This window comes from Streptomyces qinglanensis (genome assembly GCF_900111245.1).
Classification (GTDB): Bacteria; Actinomycetota; Actinomycetes; order Streptomycetales; family Streptomycetaceae; genus Streptomyces; species Streptomyces qinglanensis.
Map to the genome: position 1 here is coordinate 549559 of NZ_FOGO01000002.1, position 18925 is coordinate 568483.

Annotated in this window: 15 protein-coding genes and 1 tRNA gene; 5 read left to right on the forward strand and 11 right to left on the reverse strand. The window is 72.4% G+C overall.

All coding sequences use genetic code 11. The features are described from left to right. Nucleotides 1–303 precede the first annotated feature (303 nt). Complete coding sequence (locus BMX65_RS06730; RefSeq protein ID WP_079171724.1) at nt 304–1584, forward strand: MFS transporter; 1281 nt, start codon at nt 304–306, stop codon at nt 1582–1584. A gap of 227 nt (nt 1585–1811) precedes the next feature. On the opposite strand, the gene putP is transcribed toward BMX65_RS06730, so the two are convergent. Continuing rightward, nucleotides 1812–3608 (reverse strand): sodium/proline symporter PutP, encoded by a 1797-nt coding sequence (gene putP / locus BMX65_RS06735; protein WP_074999186.1) that lies wholly within the window; start codon nt 3606–3608, stop codon nt 1812–1814. Nucleotides 3609–4223: 615 nt separating this feature from the next. Then, nucleotides 4224–4856, reverse strand: coding sequence for a TetR/AcrR family transcriptional regulator (locus BMX65_RS06740; protein ID WP_074999187.1), 633 nt, complete (start codon nt 4854–4856; stop codon nt 4224–4226). Nucleotides 4857–5312: 456 nt separating this feature from the next. On the opposite strand from BMX65_RS06740, the gene BMX65_RS33355 reads away from it, so the two are divergent. Both BMX65_RS33355 and BMX65_RS06755 read left to right on the forward strand, forming a co-directional pair. After that, nucleotides 5313–6830 (forward strand): MFS transporter, encoded by a 1518-nt coding sequence (locus BMX65_RS33355; protein ID WP_239502054.1) that lies wholly within the window; start codon nt 5313–5315, stop codon nt 6828–6830. Next, nucleotides 6827–8131 (forward strand): Rossmann-fold NAD(P)-binding domain-containing protein, encoded by a 1305-nt coding sequence (locus BMX65_RS06755; protein WP_074999188.1) that lies wholly within the window; start codon nt 6827–6829, stop codon nt 8129–8131. The genes BMX65_RS33355 and BMX65_RS06755 overlap by 4 nt, the downstream gene beginning before the upstream one ends. A gap of 68 nt (nt 8132–8199) precedes the next feature. Here BMX65_RS06755 and BMX65_RS06760 read toward each other — a convergent pair. From BMX65_RS06760 to BMX65_RS06775, 4 genes are all read right to left on the reverse strand, one after another. Continuing rightward, nucleotides 8200–8286, reverse strand: a tRNA-Ser gene (locus BMX65_RS06760). A gap of 10 nt (nt 8287–8296) precedes the next feature. Further along, nucleotides 8297–8926 carry a tRNA adenosine(34) deaminase TadA gene (tadA, locus tag BMX65_RS06765; RefSeq protein WP_074999189.1) on the reverse strand — a complete coding sequence of 210 codons (630 nt, stop codon included), beginning with the start codon at nt 8924–8926 and terminating at the stop codon, nt 8297–8299. 31 nt (nt 8927–8957) lie between these two features. Beyond that, nucleotides 8958–9509 carry a tRNA adenosine deaminase-associated protein gene (locus BMX65_RS06770; protein ID WP_074999190.1) on the reverse strand — a complete coding sequence of 184 codons (552 nt, stop codon included), beginning with the start codon at nt 9507–9509 and terminating at the stop codon, nt 8958–8960. Nucleotides 9510–9813: 304 nt separating this feature from the next. Further along, nucleotides 9814–10110: a hypothetical protein gene (locus BMX65_RS06775; RefSeq protein ID WP_074999191.1), complete on the reverse strand. Its 297-nt coding sequence runs from the start codon at nt 10108–10110 to the stop codon at nt 9814–9816. A 260-nt stretch (nt 10111–10370) separates the two neighbouring features. Here BMX65_RS06775 and upp point away from each other — a divergent pair, with 260 nt between their 5' ends. Then, nucleotides 10371–11003, forward strand: coding sequence for a uracil phosphoribosyltransferase (gene upp, locus BMX65_RS06780; protein WP_074999192.1), 633 nt, complete (start codon nt 10371–10373; stop codon nt 11001–11003). Nucleotides 11004–11308: 305 nt separating this feature from the next. On the opposite strand, the gene BMX65_RS06785 is transcribed toward upp, so the two are convergent. The 3 genes from BMX65_RS06785 to BMX65_RS06795 all read right to left on the reverse strand — a co-directional run bounded on the left by BMX65_RS06785 (nt 11309) and on the right by BMX65_RS06795 (nt 14542). Continuing rightward, on the reverse strand, nt 11309–12043 hold the full coding sequence (locus tag BMX65_RS06785) for a LytR C-terminal domain-containing protein (RefSeq protein WP_074999193.1): 735 nt from the start codon (nt 12041–12043) through the stop codon (nt 11309–11311). 296 nt (nt 12044–12339) lie between these two features. Continuing rightward, the gene (locus BMX65_RS06790) at nt 12340–12636 is read right to left on the reverse strand and encodes a type II toxin-antitoxin system VapB family antitoxin (protein ID WP_003999914.1); all 297 of its coding nucleotides are present in this window, start codon (nt 12634–12636) and stop codon (nt 12340–12342) included. A 262-nt stretch (nt 12637–12898) separates the two neighbouring features. Further along, nucleotides 12899–14542: a M28 family metallopeptidase gene (locus BMX65_RS06795; protein ID WP_074999194.1), complete on the reverse strand. Its 1644-nt coding sequence runs from the start codon at nt 14540–14542 to the stop codon at nt 12899–12901. A 491-nt stretch (nt 14543–15033) separates the two neighbouring features. On the opposite strand from BMX65_RS06795, the gene BMX65_RS06800 reads away from it, so the two are divergent. Continuing rightward, the gene (locus BMX65_RS06800; RefSeq protein WP_074999195.1) at nt 15034–16314 is read left to right on the forward strand and encodes a DedA family protein; all 1281 of its coding nucleotides are present in this window, start codon (nt 15034–15036) and stop codon (nt 16312–16314) included. A gap of 88 nt (nt 16315–16402) precedes the next feature. Here BMX65_RS06800 and BMX65_RS06805 read toward each other — a convergent pair whose 3' ends face one another. Then, nucleotides 16403–17095, reverse strand: coding sequence for a maleylpyruvate isomerase family mycothiol-dependent enzyme (locus tag BMX65_RS06805; protein ID WP_074999196.1), 693 nt, complete (start codon nt 17093–17095; stop codon nt 16403–16405). A 244-nt stretch (nt 17096–17339) separates the two neighbouring features. After that, on the reverse strand, nt 17340–18923 hold the full coding sequence (locus BMX65_RS06810; protein ID WP_074999197.1) for a tripartite tricarboxylate transporter permease: 1584 nt from the start codon (nt 18921–18923) through the stop codon (nt 17340–17342). Nucleotides 18924–18925: the final 2 nt, after the last annotated feature.

Consider the following 18925-nt stretch of genomic DNA (forward strand, 5'->3'; position numbering starts at 1 on the left):
GGTGTGACGGGGGACGACTTGATGAGTGGTGGACCGATACCGGCAGCGGGCGCGGTGGCGCCCACCGGGAGCGCGAGAGCGCCGAAGGGGGCGGACGCGGGACCGGAACCCGCGGCTGAGGCGGCGGCGCGCGCAGCAGCGCCGTCCACCGTCCCGCCCGCGTCGGACAGTCCGCCTGCGCCGGATCATCTGTCGGTGTCGGATCGTCCGCCTGCGACGGATCGTCCCTCCGTGCCGGATCGTCCGCCTGCGACGGATCATCCCTCCGTGCCGGATCGTCCGCCTGCGACGGATCATCCCTCCGTGCCGGACCGTCCGTCCGCACCGGGTCTGTCGTCGGCGCCGGACCCTGCCGTGCGGTACGGCACGCGCAACACGGTCGCCCTCCTGGTCTTCACGGCAGTCACCAACCTCGCGGACGGCGTCACCAAGATCGCGCTGCCGCTCCTCGCCACCCGCGCGTCCGGCTCCCCGGCCCAGGTGGCGGCGGTGTCCCTCAGCCTGTCGCTGCCCTGGCTGCTGGCGGCGCTGCACGTCGGAGTGCTGGTCGACCGCGTCGACCGGCGCCGCCTGCTGTGGGGCGCGAACGGCCTGCGACTGCTCGCGCTCGGCATCCTCTTCCGAGCCGCGGCGACCGACGGCGCCACCGTCCCCGCACTCTGCGCCGTCGGCACCGTGCTCGGCCTCGCCGAGGTCGTCGCGCTGACTGCCGCCTCCGCCCTGATCCCGGCCCTGACTCCGCCGCAGGGACGGGAGCGGGCGAACGCCTGGATCGCCGGGGCCGAGACGGTCTGCAACGAGTTCTGCGGCCCCTTCGTCGGCGGCCTGCTGCTCGCCGCGGGCACAGCCGTGGCCCTGGGGACGACCTGGGTGTCCTACCTGGCCGTCTCGTTCGTGCCGCTGCTGCTCGTCGGCCGCTTCCGCGCGGTCCGGGAGACCCCGGTGCCGGACCGGCCCGAGAGCGTCAACCGGCAGATCGCCGGCGGGCTGCGCTATCTGTGGCGGCATCTTCTGCTGCGCACGATGGCTCTGATCCTGACCGTCCTGTGCGCGTGCTGGGGCGCCTGGCTGGCGCTGATGCCGCTGTTCGCCACCGATGTCATGGGGGTGAGTCCCCAGGAGTACGGCGCGATCCTGAGCGCGCTGGGGATCGGCGGCCTGGTCGGCGCCCTCGTCGTCACCCGGGCCAACCGGCTTCTCGGCCGTCGCAGGGTGATGTTCGCCGACCTGGTCGGCACCTTCGTCATGATGGCCGTACCGGCACTCACCACCAGCGTCTGGGCCGTCGCCGCCGCGGCCTTCGCCGGAGGCGCAGGCGGCACGCTGTGGACGGTCAACTCCCGGACGATCGGCCAGCATCTGGTGCCCGACAGCATGCTCGGCCGCTACAACGCCGGGAGCCGCCTCTTCAGTTGGGGCGCCATGCCCCTCGGCGCCGGGCTGATGGGCCTCCTGGCCGAATGGTGCGGCATGCGCGCGGCGTTCCTGGTGTTCGCCGCTTCGGTCGCCGTCGCCGTCCTCCCCTTCCTGCGCGTCCTGACACCCGCCGCGCTGGCGGAGGCGTTCGGTACGGAACGCGCCTGACCCGGGCGCGCCGCACCTCGGACGCGGAGAGTTGACCCGCGCCCCGGCCCTCCGCCCGGCCCTCCGCCCGGTTCTCCGTCCGGCCCTCCGTCCCCGCCCTGCGGTGCTGAGGGCCGGGTGCCCGGTGGCGGTATGCGCACGGGTCGCCCGTCAGCGCCGGGGCCGGCCCCCGGACCGGCCCCGAGACCGGCCCCGGGACCGGCCCCGAGACCGGCCCCGGGACCGGGTCACCGCCCGGAGCCGTCGGCGGGCGGCCCGGGGTACGAGGTGCCGCCGCCGTCCGCGGGCGGTGCGGGCCAGGACGAGGGGTAGGCGGAGGGGTAGGACGTGGGATACGAAGGCGACTGGGGAGGCGCCGGATACGAGGCCCCCTGCTGCGGGCGCTCCTGCCGACGCTGCTCCTGGCCCTGCCACGCACCCTGGCTCTGCCTCTGTTCCTGGCCTTGCATCTGGCCCTGCATCTGGCCCTGCACCTGTCCCGGGACCGGCCCTTGGGCCTGGCCCTCCGGTTCGGTGTGGAGCGGCTCCTCCGCCACCCCCGACCAGTCGAGGGCCGGACGGCGCCCGACGAACGTGCCGAAGAACAGGGCCGCCGCGGTGGCGGCGAGTACTCCGGGCACCATCTCGTAGATGCCCGTCTGCAGCGGCCCGAGAAGCGGATCGATGTGCTTCCACAGCAGCACTGTCAGCGCTCCGGTGAGCATGCCCGCCTTCGCGCCGGCTGCTGTCATCTGCGGCCAGAACAGCGACAGGAGGATGACGGGACCGAAGGCGGCGCCGAATCCCGCCCAGGCGTACGCGACGATGTCGAGCACGGCGCCCCCGCTCAAGGCGATCACATAGGCCACCAGCGCCACGGCCACCACGCTCAGCCGTCCGATCAGCAGCAGCATCGTGTCCGAGATCTGGGCCCGCCGTCGGAAGAACCCCCGGTAGAGGTCCTCGGTGAGGGACGTGGCCGAGACCAGGAGCTGGCTGTCCACCGTGGACTTGATCGCGGCGAGCACGGCCACCAGCAGGACTCCCGCGAGCCAGGGGGAGGTCAGCTGGGTGGACAGGGCGATGAAGACGGTCTCCGGGTTGTCGAGCGGCTTGTCGAGGGCGACGATCCCGGCGAGTCCGACGAGCGAGGCGCCGGTCAGGACGACGATCACCCACATGACGCCCAGTCGGCGGGCCAGCGGGATGTCCCGGGTGCTGCGGATGCTCATGAAGCGGGTCAGGATGTGGGGCTGGCCGAAGTAGCCCAGCCCCCAGGCGAGCAGCGAGATCGTCGCGACGGCTCCGAGCGAGTGGCCCGACGTCCAGTCCTTGTCGGCGAAGGACGCCTCGGCCAGCGGGTCGAGCAGCGCCGGGGTGGCGGTGGTGAGCTGGTCGTGCAGGGCGCCGAAGCCGCCGAGCTGCCACAGGGCGATCGCGGGGAGGGCGATCGCCGTGAGGAACATCAGGGTTCCCTGGATGGAGTGGCTGATGCTCAGGGCCCGGAATCCGCCGAGAATGGTGTAGATGACGATCACCACGGCGAAGACGGTGAGCCCCAACTCGAAGCCAGCACCGAATATTTCGTCCGCCAGAAGTCCGCAGGCGACGAGTCCGCTGGCGACGTACACGGTGAAGAACACGACGGTGACGACGGCCGACAGCAGCCGGATCATCCTGCTTCCGTCCTCGAAGCGTTCCTCCAGGTAGGACGGCAGGGTCACAGCCCCCACCCGTGCGGTGTAGATGCGCAAGCGGGGTGCGACGAAACGCCAGTTGAGATACGTGCCGACGATCAGCCCGACGGCGATCCAGGTGGCGCCGATCCCGGCCATGTACACAGCGCCCGGAAGCCCCAGGAAGAGCCAGCCGGACATATCGGCGGCTCCGGCGGACAGTGCCGCCACCGGTGCGGTGAGTCGGCGGCTGCCGACGGTGAAATCATCGAATGTGGTCGTTTCTTCGTGCGTCACAACACCGACCATGACCATCGCGATCAGGAAGACGCCAAAGGTGATCATGACGGGGACGGTCAGGGCGATCATGTATTACTCCCTGTGCTGCGGAAGCGCCCTTTGGCACATACCGCGTATGCGGTCACACTTTCGGGCCGGGAGGCTGGAGCTTAGGAAAGCGAAGCGCTTTCTGGCGAGAGAATCCGGCGCCGCACCACTTGATCGGTTCCGGATCGTGATGCGCGCGCAGCTTCACGCTCCCCAACGGCCGTCCGAACGGGCGAGTACCGGGTGACGAGGGCGCCCACGTGCGCGCTTATCAGTATGAATCGCGCGGAATCCGACCCTCCGTGCGGTCCTCGGCGTTCAGCCGTGCGGCCCTCCGTGCGGCCCTCCGCGCGGCGTTCCGTCGGCGCACCGCCCGGAGCGGCGGCGGTGGAGCGAACTCCGGAAACACCGGCGAACTTCCGTGAACACCAGCAGACACCAATAAACATCGACGGACATTCCTGAGCGTCGTCGCAAGTGTCGATGAAGAAGTCGCTGAAGAAATCGGTGGAGGAGGTGTGAACATCACGTCGCGTCGAAGATCGATGAACGCGACTGCACATCGAGAAACGTCGGCACACGCGAATGAACACCGGAAGACAGCGCCGAAGGCGAGTCGACAGCGCACGCTTCTTCCGTGCCGCCCGCGGCCGGCTCCTACTTCGTGCCGTATGCCCGCAAAAAGGTCCGCACTCCCTCGACGATGAGCGGCCGGACGCGGGTGTCCTCCGCCGCGTTCGCGGAGCCGAGCCTGTCCAGTGCGACACCGAAGGTCAGCGCGAGGAACTGGTCGGCCGCGAGCCGCGAGTCGGGGACGTCCAGCAGTCCGGCGGCGGCGAGGGCGGCGAACCGCTCGCCGATCGCCTCGTCGGGGGTGTCGGCCATGGGGTTGTAGCCCCGGTGCGGCAGGTGGCCGGACTCCGTCCGGACCAGCCGGAGCAGCGTCGCGTACTCCGCCGAGTCGAGCATTTCGGTCGCGATCTGCATCGAGAACGCGACCAGGGCGTCCTCGAGGCCGGCCGCCTCGGTGCGGTCGGTGAGGGTGTCGTCCAGGGTGCGCCGGACCGTGGTGATCAGGGACTGGCCGACGGTGTCGACGACCGCGTGCAGCAGCGTCTGCTTGTCGCCGAAGTAGTCGTAGACCGTCCGCTTGGACACCCCGGCCCGCGCGGCGACCGCGTCGACGCTGGACCGGTCGAAGCCGTCGGCGAGGAACAGTTCCCGGGCCGCCGAGAGGATCGCGGCCCGCTTCTGCGCTGACCCCTCGCGCAGTGTCTTCGTGGTCGGCATGGGCACATCCTAGCGTTCTACACTGCACCGTGTAGTGTAGTTCTCGAGCTCGCGTCGCAGTGCCCACTGCTCCTCCGCACCGCACCCGTGCACCGCCCTGCCCCCGGCGGGGCAGCGCCGGCACCATCCGACCACCCGTTTCTCCGGGGCCACCCGCCGCGGCGGCCCCGGACCCGACCACAGAACTCCCGCGCATTGCGGCCCATGTGCTGCGTGCAGCACGTACAGCCGCAGTCCGCACCGGGCCGAGGGCCGGTCAGGGCGGGCAACAGCGGCGGCGGTACACGCCCAAGGCCGCCCCTTTTCCCGCCCCCCTCCTCGTCCCTCTTCCCGCCCCTCTCCCCGCCTCGCTCCCCGCCCCGCTCCCCGTCCCTCTTCCCCGCCCGGGCACGAACGCCCGGCAGGGACGGGCCGGGCGGCACAGACGACTCGCCCGGCACAGACGAAAGGACATCCATGACCGCAACGACGGCTCCCCCCATCCGCATCGGCAAGTCCGCTGTCGCAGCGCTCGGCCTGCTGGCAGTCGCCACCGGCGCTTTGGAGTCGGTGGTGGCGCCGACGCTTCCGCTCCTGCAGCGCGAGCTGGACATGAGCCCCGCCGAGGGGGCGTTACTCAGCATCATGCTGCTCATCACGGGCGCGCTCGTCACACCGGTCGCAGGCAAGTTCGGCGACCGGTACGGCGGGAAACGGGTCATGGTCCGGCTGATGGCGGTGGTCGGCGTCGGGGGACTGCTGTCGTCCCTGGCCCCCAACCTGCCGGTGCTGCTGCTCGGTCAGCTGCTGCAAGGAGCGATGGTCGGTGCGCTGCCCCTGTCGTTCATCCTGGTGCGCGCGCACCTCCCCGAGGGCGAGTCGAAGGTGGCCATCGGGGTGGTGAGCGGGCTGTTCGTGGCGGGCGGGATGGCGGGGACGCTGTCGGCCGGTCCGGTGGCGGAAGGGCTGTCCCGGCACTGGATGTTCGCGCTGCCGACGCTCGCGGTCATCGGGGCGACCCTGCTGGTGAACCGGCTCATGCCGCAGGATCCGCCGGCCCGGTCGGACGGGACCGGGACCGGGACTGGGACCGGGACTGGGACTGGGACTGGGGTCGGGGCCGGGACTGGGACTGGGACTGGGACTGGGGCCGGGACTGGGACTGGGGCCGGGGTCGGGGCCGGGACTGGGACCGGGATCGACTGGCCCGGCCTGGCCCTGCTGAGCGGGACGCTGATCACGCTCATGCTCGTGCTCCAGTTGGCGCCCGAGGCCGGTTCGCAGCCGCTCGCCTTGGGGGCACTCGTCGTGGTGCTGGCCGCCTTCGTGACCGGATGGATCGCCGTCGAGCGCCGGGCGGCCTCGCCTCTGGTGGACCTGCACATGCTGGCGCGGCCCGCGGTGTGGAAGTCGTGCGTGCTGACGTTCATGATCTGCGTCGGTACCTCGGGGGCCCTCTATCTCGTCCCGCAGCTCTTCGACGTGCCCACGGACGCGTACGGGTTCGGGGCGGGCGCCACCGAGATCGGCTTCTTCCTGCTGCCCGGCACCGTGGCCGCGTCGGTGGCGGGGCCGCTCGGCGGCATGGGGGCGCGGCGGTTCGGCTCGCGTGCCGTGGTCACCGCCGGGATCGTCCTCATGGCCGCGTCCTTGCTCGCCCTGGCAGCCGTGCACACCGAGATCTGGCACCTCGTCGCCGGCAAGGCGGCGATCGCGCTCGGCAACGGCCTCTGCGTCACGGCGATGGTGACCAGCACCGCCACCTCCGTCGAGCACAGCGACACCGGCATCGCCACCAGCCTGGTCCTGGTGACCCGCGTGCTCGGCTACGCCGTGGGGATGCAGGTCTGCGGCGCGATCCTCACCGCCGGAACCCCGTCCGGGTCGGAGGTCCCGGCCGAATCGGCCTTCGTCACCGGCTTCGTCCTCGCCGGCGCCGTCACAGCCCTGTCCCTCTTCGTCGCCCGAACCATGAGCAAGGGAGTCACGGAATGACCCGCACCGACCTGCCGCACGGCATCACACGTACGGGAGCTGCCACACTCCGGCGCACCGCCCTGATATCCGGCGCGAGCATCGCGGGGCCCGCTCTCGCCTTCTGGCTGAACCGCTGCGGGTTCGCGGTCACGGTCGTCGAGAAGGCGAGCGCGCTGCGCGGCGGCGGCTACCCGATCGACGTGCGCGGTACCGCACTCGAGGTCGTCCGGCGGATGGGAATCCTGCCTCGGCTGCGGGACGCGCACATCGACCTGCGCCGGCTGGCCTTCCTCGACGGGGACGGCGGCGAAGTGGCCTCGATCCACCCGCACACCGTCACCGGCGGTGTCGAGGGACGGGACCTGGAGGTGCCGCGCGGGGACTTGGTCGGCGCGCTCCACGCGGCGGTCCGCGACGACGTCGAGTTCGTGTTCGACGACTCCGTCGACACCCTCGACCAGACCGACCACGGGGTCGACGTCACCTTCCACGGGGGCAGCACCCGTACGTTCGACCTGGTCTTCGGCGCCGACGGGCTGCACTCCCGTACCCGCGAGTTCCTCTTCGGTCCCGAGGAGCAGTTCCACCGCTATCTCGGCTACTGCTTCGCCGGGTTCACCATGCGCAACGCCTTCGGCCTCTCCCGCGAGGCCCTGATCTGGAACACCCCGGGCCGGGCCGCGGTCCTGTACGCCGTCGGAGGCGGCTCCGCGGAGGACAGCTCCGCAGGGGGCAGCACCGCCGGGGACAGCTCAGCCCAGGGCAGCTCCACCGACGGCGACGAGGTGCACGCCTTCCTGAACTTCGCCCACCCGGAACCGCCGTTCGAGGCGTTCCGGAACCCGCGGGCCCAACGCGACCTGGTCATCCGCGTGTTCGGTGACGCGGGCTGGGAGGTCCCAGGCATGCTCGCCGCCCTGCACGACGCGGACGACCTGTTCTTCGACGCGGTCAGCCAGATCCGTATGCCCCGCTGGTCCAGCGGCAGGGTCGCGCTGGTGGGCGACGCCGCGTACGCACCCTCGTTCCTCACCGGACAGGGCTCCAGCCTCGCGCTCGTCGGCGCGTACATGCTCGCCGCCTCCCTGGCCGACCGGGACCACGTCGCGGGCTTCGCCGCCTACGAGCAGCACACCCGTGAGTTCGTCACCGCCAACCAGGACCTGGTCGGCGAGGGCGACGCCGTACTCTTCCCGACCTCCGCCCAGGCCCTGGACCAGCGCAACGCCATGCTGCGCAACCTCGACACCATGCCCCCCGCGGAGGGACGACCGGCCCATGCGGCCCTCACCCTGCCCGCTTTCCCGACATCAGGGTGAGCCCGGCCCCGCACGACGAAGGGCCGGACCCCAGCGGGGTCCGGCCCTTCGTTCGTGCTGCTCAGAAGCGGTAGCGGTGGGATTTGAACCCACGGAGGAGTTGCCCCCTCACTCGCTTTCGAGGCGAGCTCCTTCGGCCGCTCGGACACGCTACCGAGAGGAACTCTAGCCCACTGAGGGCCCGGGGCCGAAATCGGTATCCGGGGCGGTGCTCCGTGCGGTGGGGGGTGTGGGGTCGGAGGGGCGGAAGAAGCTGGTGAGGAGGGTGGCGCATTCGGTCGCCAGGACACCGTTGACGACCTCGGGGCGGTGGTTGAGGCGGCGGTCGCGCAGGGCGTCCCACAGGGAGCCCGCCGCGCCGGCCTTCGCGTCGGGGGCGCCGTAGACGACGCGGTCGACGCGGGAGAGCACGGCCGCGCCCGCGCACATCGTGCACGGTTCCAGGGTGACGACCAGGGTGCAGCCGGTCAGTCGCCAGTCGCTGCCGCCGCGGGTCCGGGCGGCGGCGCGGAGGGCGAGCAGCTCGGCGTGGGCCGTGGGGTCGCCGTCCGCCTCGCGGGCGTTGTGTCCCCGGCCCAGGACGGTGCCGTCCGCATCGAGCACGACGGCGCCGACCGGCACGTCCCCGGTCCCGGGTGCCCGTGCCGCTTCCGTGAGCGCCAGCCGCATGGGCGCGCGCCAGGGATCGCGTACGGGGTCGTCGGGGGCGGCCCCCGGCCCGGAGGCGGTGTCCGGGCCAGGGGTGGGGGACGCGGCGGTCGGCCGGTCGCCGTGTGCGGGTGTCGCGGGGGTCATGGTGCCAGTGTGGCGCCTGCTGTGTTCCGGCTCAGCGGACGGCCTCCAGCACATCGGTGCAGCCGAGGGCGTCGGCGACCTCGCTCAGTGCGTCCTCGGGAGAGAGCGTGAGCAGCACCTTCTCCTCCATGCCGAGGTCGGTGAGGAGGTCCGCGTCGCCCAGCGGGCCCGCCGGGGCGGTCTCCGCATCGGCTGCCGCGGCGCGCTCGGCCGTCTCGTCGTCGTCCTCGCTGCCTTCCGGCTCCCCGTCCTCCGTGCCGTCCAGGTCCACGAGTTGGTCGAGGGCCGACGGATCCTCCGGTTGGCGGCCGAGCAGCTCGTCCGACAGCAGTATCTCGCCGTACGAGCTGCGCATCGCCGCCGCGGCGTCCGAGACGAACACGCGCGGGTCCTCCTCGCCGTCCACGCGGACGACGCCGAACCATGTGCCGTCCTGCTCGATGCAGACCAGCACCGTCTCTTCGTCTGTCGTGGCCTCGCGGGCCAGGTCGGCCAGGTCGGCCAGGGTCTCCACATCGTCCAGCTCTGTGTCGCTCGCTTCCCACCCGTCTTCGGTGCGCGCGAGCAGCGCGGCGAAATACACCGTGACTCTCCCACTGATTCAAGATGTGCCCGAGTGCTGACGAGGACCGTGCCCCGCCCCATCGGAATCGTGGCAGAAACCTGCGCCGTGCGAAGGGTCTTCGGCAGTGCGTCGCCGTGCTGTTTGCCCGACTGTTGCACAAACGTTCACCCGGCGCCCGCCTGCATCGACGCAGTGTGACAACTCGCCACTCAGCGCGGGGTGTGCGTTCGGGTCGCCGGACTGCCGTGCAGCCGGGGCCTGTCGGCGGCCGCCGCACCGCGGGCCGGTCTTCGCCCGTGGACGGTCTCGGCAGCGGAGAACGTCACCAGCGGAAGGTGCGCATCCGCAGGGCCTGCCGGCGTCGGCGCACCGCCCGCGACCGGCGGGGGTGGACGCGTTCGCGCAGCTCCTTCGCCTCGTTCAGCTCGCGGAGGAAGCGTGCGCGTCGGCGCAGCCGCTCGGCGTCCGCGTCGCGGTCCCCCTCCGTCCGGAACTCCGTCTGCGTACGGGGATCCCCGCGGCGGTCGGGTTCCGCGCGGGCGCTCGATCCCGGGTGGGGCCGGGAGGACCTTCCCGGACGTCGGCGCGCTCGCAGCCCGGGCTCGCGTGGCTCTGACATATGCACCTCCGGTGTAGAGCCACCTTCCCCGGTCCGCCGGGCGTATGCCAGTGCGCCCCGGCGCATCCGGCCACGGTGCGTACTGTGTCGCGACCCGTGCGACCCCGCGCGGCCGGTGCGACAACCTCGCGCGGACGGGTCGGGTGTGCGCCGGTCGGACACGCGCCGGTCAGGTGCGCCGGGCGCCTCGGTACCGGGGCCGAGCGCCGGTCCGGGTACCGGAGGGATCCGGTGCGCGGGGCCTCGGATACTGTCGAAGCATGCGGACCCACGTCGTCGACCACCCTCTGGTCGCGCACAAGCTCACCACCCTGCGCGACGCGCGCACCGACTCACCGACCTTCCGCCGCCTCGCGGACGAGCTGGTGACGCTGCTGGCGTACGAGGCCACCCGCGACGTGCGCGTGGAGGAGGTCGGGATCACCACGCCGGTGACCGACACCACCGGCGTGCAGTTGTCCCGGCCCCGGCCGTTGGTGGTGCCGATCATCCGCGCCGGGCTCGGCATGCTGGAGGGCATGGTCCGGCTGCTGCCGACGGCCGAGGTCGGTTTCCTCGGGATGATCCGCGACGAGGAGACGCTCCAGGCGTCGACCTACGCCAACCGGATGCCCGACGACCTGTCCGGGCGGCAGGTCTACGTTCTCGACCCGATGCTGGCCACCGGCGGCACGCTCGTCGCCGCGATCCAGGAGCTGATCCGGCGCGGCGCCGACGACGTGACCGCGCTGTGCCTGCTGGCCGCACCCGAAGGGGTCGCCGTCATGGAGCGCGACCTGGCCGGTACGCCGGTGACCGTCGTGACGGCCTCGGTCGACGAGCGTCTCAACGAGCAGGGCTTCATCGTGCCGGGTCTGGGCGACGCCGGCGACCGGATGTACGGGACCGTCTGACGGATCCGGTCGTCCGGTCGTCCTGACGGATCCGGTCGTCCGGTCGTCCTGAGGGATCCGGTCGTCCGGTCGGTTGGTCGGCCGCGGACCTGGCCTTCTGGTCGTGGCCCTGGCCGATCGGCTGCCGGCCCGGCTTTCAGCCCCTGCCGACCCCTGCTTCCGGCCCGCTGTGCGGCTGACGTCCGCTGCGGAAGCGGATTGAGGCGTCCGCCGTAGCCGTCCTGCGCGCGCCCCGCGCCCCGTGCCTCGCGCCCCGGAGAAGACCGCGGGCCCCGGCGGGGCCGGTACGGCAGGGGCGCAGGGCGTCAGCAGGCCGAGGGTGACGCTCCCGGCTTCCCGGGCTCTCCCGGCCCCGCCGCGGGGCCGGCCAGTTCGGCCAGGGCCGCGGTGGCCGCCTTCTTCTTCGCCAGGTGTGCGAAGCCGTTGCCGAGGATCAGGTCCACGTCCTTGCCGTCCCGCTCGTCGTACCGGGTCTCGGTGTGCGCGAGCTGGGTGCCCAGGACGTGCATGCGGTCCGAGGTCGACGCGCCGGGAGCGCCGACGAGGAAGGCGGCCTTCTTGATCTTCTCGTCGAACTCCGCCGGTGCGTTGCCGATCTTGCCGATCTTGAAGCCGCGCTTCTTCAGTTCGTCGGCCGTGTCCTTGGCCAGCCCGCTGCGCGAGGTGGCGTTGAGGACGTTCACGGTGATGTCACCGGGTTCGGGGAGGTCGTCGCCGCCTCCTGCGGCCTTCTTGCCCTCCGCCTTGCTCCCCGCCTTGCCCTCCGCGGCCTTCCTGCCGCCGGTGCGGGCCTCCGCGGCGGGGGCGGCAGAGGCGCATTTCGCCCGCTTGACGGAGCGATCGGCTGCCTTGGCCGGGCCGCTGCCGGAGAAGATGCCGATGACCTGGAGCGTGCCCCATCCCAGTACGGCCGCGGCCAGCACCGAGGCCAGCGAGGCGGCGACGATCCGCCCCCACCTGCGCGGTCTGCGCATCCGCGGGTAGCGGTCACCCTTGATGCGGTACTTCCCGCCCAGGCCCGGGGGAGTGAGCATGCTCATGTGCGCAGGGTAGTGGCCGGATGCGGTACTGCCTACTAGATGATCAAAGGCTTCTCGCTCGTGCCCGCGACGCGCACCCGAACGGAGGAACGCGGGGAGTCTCCGGCTGCCGGACCGGGAGCGTGACCGGTCGGGGTCCGGGCGGCCGGGCCGGCCGTGGTGCCGGTGGCCGGGGTCCCGGTGGCCGGGGTCCCGGTGGTCGGGTCCGGGCGCGGCTCATGGGCGGCGGCGATCCGGCGGAGTGGCCGACCCGGCGGAGTGGCCGATCCGGCGGAGTGGCCGATCCGGTGCGGTGGTCAGTCCAGCTCGAGGACGCGTGCGTGCAGCACCTGGCGCTGCTGGAGTGCCGCGCGCACCGCGCGGTGCAGCCCGTCCTCCAGATACAGGTCGCCCTGCCACTTCACCACGTGGGCGAACAGATCGCCGTAGAACGTCGAATCCTCCGCGAGCAGCGTCTCCAGGTCGAGCTGGCCCTTGGTGGTGACGAGCTGGTCAAGGCGCACCGGGCGCGGGGCCACATCCGCCCACTGACGGGTGCTCTCCCGGCCATGGTCGGGGTACGGCCGCCCGTTTCCGATTCGCTTGAAGATCACACGGAAAGCCTACCGGGCCACCGGTACCGGGCGCAGCCCTGTGCCGGTGGTGCAATCCGGGTGATTCGCCGGTAAAGCGGAGAGAAAGTGGGCAGACCGTGGGCGGACGGTGGAGAACGTGTGGCGGAGCTGTCGGAGGGCGAGGCGCGGAATGCGGAGGCGCCGTGTTGTCCACAGGCTGTGGACAACACGGCGCCTCCGCGTCAGCACGGGCGCCGGACGCCGAGCGCTCGGTGCCGCATGCGGACCGTCCGGTGCCGGGTCAGCGGACCAGGCGGGAGCCCTTGTACGGGCCCGTGGCCGGCTTCCGGGCCGCGGACGGGGCGTCGTCGGCCGCCTCCGTGGCGGCCAGGCGCTGGGCCGCCGGGCGGTCGGTGCCGCGCGGCAGCGCACGGGTGTCCCACGCGTAGTGGCCGACGGCGTTGGCGATGGCCTTGACGTTCAGATCGAAGGCGCGGGGGTCGATGTTCTCCAGGTTGTCGCACGCCTGGTGGTAGCAGCCGTCGTAGGCCGCTCCCGCCGTGCCGCCCCACAGCTTCTGCTGCTCGGCGGTCTTGATCCCCTCCGCGCCGGTGAACGTGCCGCCCGAGGGGATGCCCGCCTCGATGAACGGACCGTAGTCGGAGCGGCCGGTGAAGTCGGTGCCGCGGGTCTCCGTCCCGCGGGTGGCGAGGAAGTCCACCAGGTCCTTCTCCAGCACCGCCGAGCCCTCCGGACCGGGGCCCGCGCCCGTGCCGTCGGAGTCGTCGCCGTCGTACGCGAACATTCCGTAGTTGGGGCTCGCGATCATGTCGAAGTTCAGATACAGCGAGATCTTCTCGCGCTCGGCGGCCGGCAGCTCCGCCACATAGTGCTCGGCGCCCAGCAGCCCCAGCTCCTCGGCGCTCCACAGCGCGAAGCGGACCTTGTTCGCGTGCTTGCCCTTGTGGTCGGCCTTGGCCAACTGGAGGGCGGTCTCCAGGATGCCCGCCGAGCCGGAGCCGTTGTCGTTGATCCCGGGGCCCTCGGGGACGGAGTCGAGGTGGGCGCCGAGCATCACCGTGTTGTCCGGGTCGCCGCCGCGGGTCTCCGCGAGGACGTTGTGCGTGGTGCGCTGCTCCTGGTGCTCGCGCACCTCCAGGTTGACGGTGACGTCGCCGTCGGCTGCCTGCTCGGCGAGCGCCTCGCCGTCGGCCAGCGTGATGCCGCCGGTGGGGATGCGGGCGGCGTCCGGGCTGCCGAGGGTGCCGTTGAGCGCGCCGTCCGTGTTGTTGTAGACCACTGCGCCGACCGCGCCCGCGTCGGCGGCTGCGGCCTGCTTCTGCGCGAACGTGCAGCCGCCCCGCTTGATCAGCGCGATCCTGCCGTCGAACGTGCCCTGTGCGTAGTCGCCGGCCTCGCAGCCCGTGGTGCCGTCGGCGTCGACCGGCACCACCGCGACCGGGGCCTCGACGCCGCCCTCGGGGGTGCTCTTCGTGTAGGTCATCAGCGTGATCGGGACGTCGCGCTGGTTCGGGCCGAGGACGGTGAGCTTCTCGGCGAGGGTCTCGCGGAAGGTGAACTCGAACTTCTGATAGGTGACCTTGTAGCCGGCCGCCTTGAGCAGGGTGCCCGCGTAGCGTGCGGAGCGGTCGTGGCCCGCGGAGCCGGCTCCGCGGTTGCCGTCGCTGAAGTGGGCGATGGCGCTGAGAGCCGCCAGATGCTTGCGGGCACCGTGCCCGCTGGTGCGCCGGACCAGTTTCCTGGCCAGCTTGTCGCCCTTCTTCGCGGACTGCCGGGGCGGCTTCCGGTCGGCGGCGGACTGCTCCGCGGCTGCTGGGGACGAGATCAGCAGCAGCGGAGTGGCCAGCGCGGTCGCGGCCAGCGCCGCCACGGATCTCCGGCGCAGCGCGCGCGAGGAGCGAGGGGAGCGGAGCGGTACGGACACAGTCGTGATCCTTTCGGGGAACGGCTGTTCGGCGTGTGGTGCTCTCTGGTGCTCGGTGCTCCATGTCCGTGCGTCCGGGATCCGGACGCACGGACTCGGTGAGAGGGAAGCTAGTGGCCCTCGGGCCCGGAGGGAACGCCTGTGCGTGTACCGCCGCGTCGCCCGGCGGGTACGCGGCCCGTCCCGGGCCCCGGTCCCGGGGCCTTCTCCCGGGCCCGACCCGCGGGCTCCGGGGCCCCGGCTGCGGAGGCGGCTCCCGGCTGCCGGGCGCGGCTGCCGGGCGCAGCTTCCGGCTCCGGCGTCCCGCTCCGGCGTCCCGCTCCCGGCTCCGGCGCCCGGCCTCGGGAATGCGGGCCGGGAACGCAGGGGGCGGGGGCCCGCGTTGGTAGCGTGTAGCGTCCGATACCGCCCGTGTGCCGTTCTCCGTGCCGCCCACCGGCCCACCGGCCGGGAGACACCCCGCCCCGCGCGCCCCTGATCAGGAGCCTTCCGTGACCAACCTCGCACTAGGACCCAGCTGGCTGGATCCGGACTTCCTGATCCAGACCTTCGGCCCGGTCGGGATCCTGGCGATCGTCTTCGCGGAGTCGGGTCTGCTCATCGGCTTCTTCCTGCCCGGCGACTCGCTCCTGTTCACCACCGGGCTCCTGATCGTCACCGACCAGCTCCACATGCCGCTGTGGCTGATGTGCCTGCTGATCGTGCTCGCCGCCGTGCTGGGCGACCAGGCCGGATATCTGTTCGGCAAGAAGGTGGGGCCGACGCTCTTCAAGCGGCCCGACTCGCGGTTCTTCAAGCAGGAGAACGTCGAGAAGGCGCACGAGTTCTTCGAGAAGCACGGCCCGAAGTCGCTGGTACTGGCCCGGTTCGTACCGATCGTGCGGACCTTCACCCCGATCATCGCCGGGGTCAGCAGGATGCGGTACCGGTCCTTCGTCCTCTTCAACATCATCGGCGGCACCCTGTGGGGCGCGGGTGTCACCCTGCTGGGCGCGGCGCTGGGGCAGATCGACCTGGTGCACGAGCACATCGAGTCGTTCCTCGTCGGCATCGTGCTGCTGTCGGTCCTCCCGATCGTGATCGAGTACCTGCGCAGCCGCCGCAAGGGCGGCCCCGACGCCGAGGACGAGTCACCGAACTCCCCCGCGCAGGCGCAGGACCACCCTCCGGCCCCGGGTGCCCCCGGCGCTCCCTACGGCGCCCCCGGACACCACCCGGGCGTCGGCACCCCTCCGGGCGCCCCCGGCGGACCGGGGCAGGGCCGTCCCGGCCCGGGGCCGCACCAGGGCCAGGGCGTGTACCAGGGCCAGGACCCGTACCAGGGGCAGGGCCGGGACCTGTACCAGGGCCAGAGCGCGTATCAGGGGCACGGCGGCTACCAGGGCCAGGGTGGCCAGGCGGCACCCGGCCACGGACCCGGCCACGGACCCGCCCATGGCGGGATGATGCCTCCCGGTGCCCCCGGTGCCCCCGGTGCCCCCGGTGCCCCCGGTGCTCCCGGCGCCCAGTACGGCGGCAGCCGTCCGCTTCCGCCGGAGGTCCCGTACGGTGCCCCCGGCGGCGCGCCGCAGGGCACTCCGTACGGTGGTGCGGCACCGGGGGCCTCCCAGGTTCCCCAGGACCCCTACGGCGCCGATGCGGGGGCGCAGAACCCGCACGGTGCGCCGGGTGCGTACGACGACGGCGCGGCGCCGCAGGGCCCGCCCGCCCCGCCCGAGGACCCGTCCGCTCCCCAGAACCGCACCGGGCGCGGTCGGCACGCCCGCCGCTGAGACACGTCCGGCGGATCGGCTGACGGTCCGGGGCGCTCCCGGGGCCCCGCAGCTCCCGAGCAGCCCGGCCCCGTTCAGGAGTTCGGGGTCAGGGCGTCAGGGGGCCGGAGAGCAGCTCCAGGCCGGCCTCGCGGTCGCCGTGCCAGGTGACTGCCGCGCTCGTCCGGGGCAACCGGCCCCACAGCAGGAGCAGGAGATGATCCGCGGGCCCCGCGAGTGTGGCGACAGGAGCCCCGGGACCGTACGTCCAGGACGTGCCGAGGTCCGTGGCCGCCAGGCGCAGGGCGCTCCGCGGCGGGTGCGCCCTGCCTCGTACCACCTGCCTGGGCGCCAGGGTGTCGAAGACTTCCGCCACCCCTTCTCCGGCGAGTTCCGGGTCGAGCGGCCGGGCGGCACCCAGCGCTTTCTCCGCGTCCCACCGGTGCACGAGGGCCTCGAGGGCGCGGCGCCGCTGCCAGAACCCGACAGTGCCTGGTGGGTGGAACGTCCAGGCACGGGCTGCCGGGTCCGTGTCCAGGGCTGTGAGCAGCATCCGGGAGGTGTCCTCGAACCATCGCGACAGCTCCGACGGATCGCGGGGAGCCGGAGTGGCCGGATGGTCACCCCGCTGTTCGGTGACGGCTGCCGCCGCGAACAGATTCGAGCTGCCCAGATGTTCGGCCAGGTCGTGCAGCGTCCACTCGCCGCAGTGCTCGATCGGTGCGCCCACGTCCCCGCCGAGGTACCCCTGGAACGTGCTGAGTTCGTCGCGCAGATGGCGGAGCAGCGAATCCGAGTCCATGACCGGCGAAACTAGCTCAGGCCACTGACATCGCGCCCCCGGGCGCGGTACGTCGGGCAGGTTCCGACGGGCCGGAAGCGCCCGGAAGCGCCCGAAGACGGGCCGGACGTTCCAGGCGAGGCAAGCTGCGGGCACGTGAGCCGCGCACGCGCTGCGGGTACGCAGACCGCGTCCCGTCCCGTCCCGGACGGCGGACCGGGACGGGACGGGACGCGGGGCTCAGCGGGATGCGTCGTCGAGGGACTCAGTCTCCGCGCACGGCCGGGTCCTGCTCGCTCTTCCCGCCGGTCCCGTCCGCGCTCGTGGCGCGCTCCCCGTCCGCGACGGCCGACGGGGCAGGACCGCCGCGCCGTGCGGGCAGCAGGCGCTTCAGCAGGGGCCACAGCAGGACGGTCGCGATCACCGCGTAGACGGTGACGGAGAACGGGGTGTCGACCAGCCCGGTGACGCTCCCGTCGCTGATCTGCAGTGCCCTGCGCAGCTGTTGCTCGGCGTTGGGGCCGAGGATGACGCCGATGATCGCGGGGAGCACCGGCAGCCCGTAGCGCCGCATCAGCACGCCGAGGAGCCCGATGACGAGGAGGATCACCACGTCGACGGCCTGGCCGCCGACCGCGTAGGCACCGACCGCCGCGAAGAAGAGGATGCCCGCGTACAGGTAGGGGCGCGGAACGCGCAGCAGCTTGGACCAGACGGGCGCCAGCGGCAGGTTGAGGACGAGCAGCATCGCCATCCCGATGAAGAGCGAGGCGATCAGCCCCCACACCAGTTCGGGTTCCCGCTCGAAGAGCAGCGGCCCCGGCTGGATGCCGTACTGCTGGAAGGCGGCGAGCATCACGGCGGCGACGGCGGTCGTCGGCAGCCCGAGGGTCAGCATCGAGACGAGCGTGCCCGCCGCCGAGGCGGAGGCGGCCGACTCCGGGCCGGCGACGCCCTCGACGGCGCCCTTGCCGAACTCCTTGCGGTGCTTCGAGAGCCGCTTCTCGGTGATGTAGGAGAGGAACGTGGGGATCTCCGCGCCGCCTGCCGGGATCGCCCCGAAGGGGAAGCCGATGAGCGGTCCGCGCAGCCACGGCTTCCAGGTGCGCCGCAGTTCGTCGCGGCCCAGCCACGGGCGGCCCACCGGGAGGGAGGGACCGGGGTCGCGCCGCAGGTGCGCGGCGACCCACAGGGCCTCGCCGATGGCGAAGAGGCCGACCGCGACGATCACGACGTCGATGCCGTCCGAGAGCTGCAGGCTGCCGAAGGTCAGCCGCTGCTGGCCGGTCATCTGGTCCAGGCCGACCAGTCCCAGGGTCAGGCCGATCAGCAGGGAGGCGAAGCCGCGGACGCGGGAGGAGCCGAGGACGGAGGTGACGGCGATGAAGGCCAGCACCATGATGGCGAAGTAGTCGGGGGCGCCGATGTCCACCGCCAGGCTCGCCACGGTCGGGGCGAGGAGGACGAGCAGGACGGTGCCGATCATGCCGCCCGCGAAGTGTCCGACGGCCGCGGCGGCGAGGGCCTGGGAGCCGCGTCCGGCCTTGGCCATCGGGTTGCCTTCGATGGCGGCGATCACCGCCGCGCTCTCCCCGGGGGTGTTGAGCAGGATGGAGGTCGTCGAGCCGCCGAACATCCCGCCGTAGTAGATCCCGGCGAACATGATGAACGCGGCGGTCGGGTCGAGGCCGTAGGTGACGGGCAGCAGCAGCGCGACGGCCATCGCGGGACCGATGCCCGGCAGGACGCCGATGGCGGTGCCCAGCAGCACGCCCACGGCGGCCCACAGCAGGTTGAGCGGGGTCAGCGCGGTGCCGAAGCCGTCGATCAGGGAGTTGACGGAATCCATGG

Excerpts from the sequence above, each read along its gene's own strand:
- tadA (WP_074999189.1), bottom strand. The coding sequence starts at position 8,926 with ATGACCCCCGCGACACCCGCACACGGCGACCGGCCGACCGCCGCGTCC.
- BMX65_RS06785 (WP_074999193.1), bottom strand. The coding sequence starts at position 12,043 with ATGAGCATGCTCACTCCCCCGGGCCTGGGCGGGAAGTACCGCATCAAG.
- BMX65_RS06810 (WP_074999197.1), bottom strand. The coding sequence starts at position 18,923 with ATGGATTCCGTCAACTCCCTGATCGACGGCTTCGGCACCGCGCTGACC.
- upp (WP_074999192.1), top strand. The coding sequence starts at position 10,371 with ATGCGGACCCACGTCGTCGACCACCCTCTGGTCGCGCACAAGCTCACC.
- BMX65_RS06775 (WP_074999191.1), bottom strand. The coding sequence starts at position 10,110 with ATGTCAGAGCCACGCGAGCCCGGGCTGCGAGCGCGCCGACGTCCGGGA.
- BMX65_RS06755 (WP_074999188.1), top strand. The coding sequence starts at position 6,827 with ATGACCCGCACCGACCTGCCGCACGGCATCACACGTACGGGAGCTGCC.
- BMX65_RS06805 (WP_074999196.1), bottom strand. The coding sequence starts at position 17,095 with ATGGACTCGGATTCGCTGCTCCGCCATCTGCGCGACGAACTCAGCACG.
- BMX65_RS33355 (WP_239502054.1), top strand. The coding sequence starts at position 5,313 with ATGACCGCAACGACGGCTCCCCCCATCCGCATCGGCAAGTCCGCTGTC.
- putP (WP_074999186.1), bottom strand. The coding sequence starts at position 3,608 with ATGATCGCCCTGACCGTCCCCGTCATGATCACCTTTGGCGTCTTCCTG.
- BMX65_RS06740 (WP_074999187.1), bottom strand. The coding sequence starts at position 4,856 with ATGCCGACCACGAAGACACTGCGCGAGGGGTCAGCGCAGAAGCGGGCC.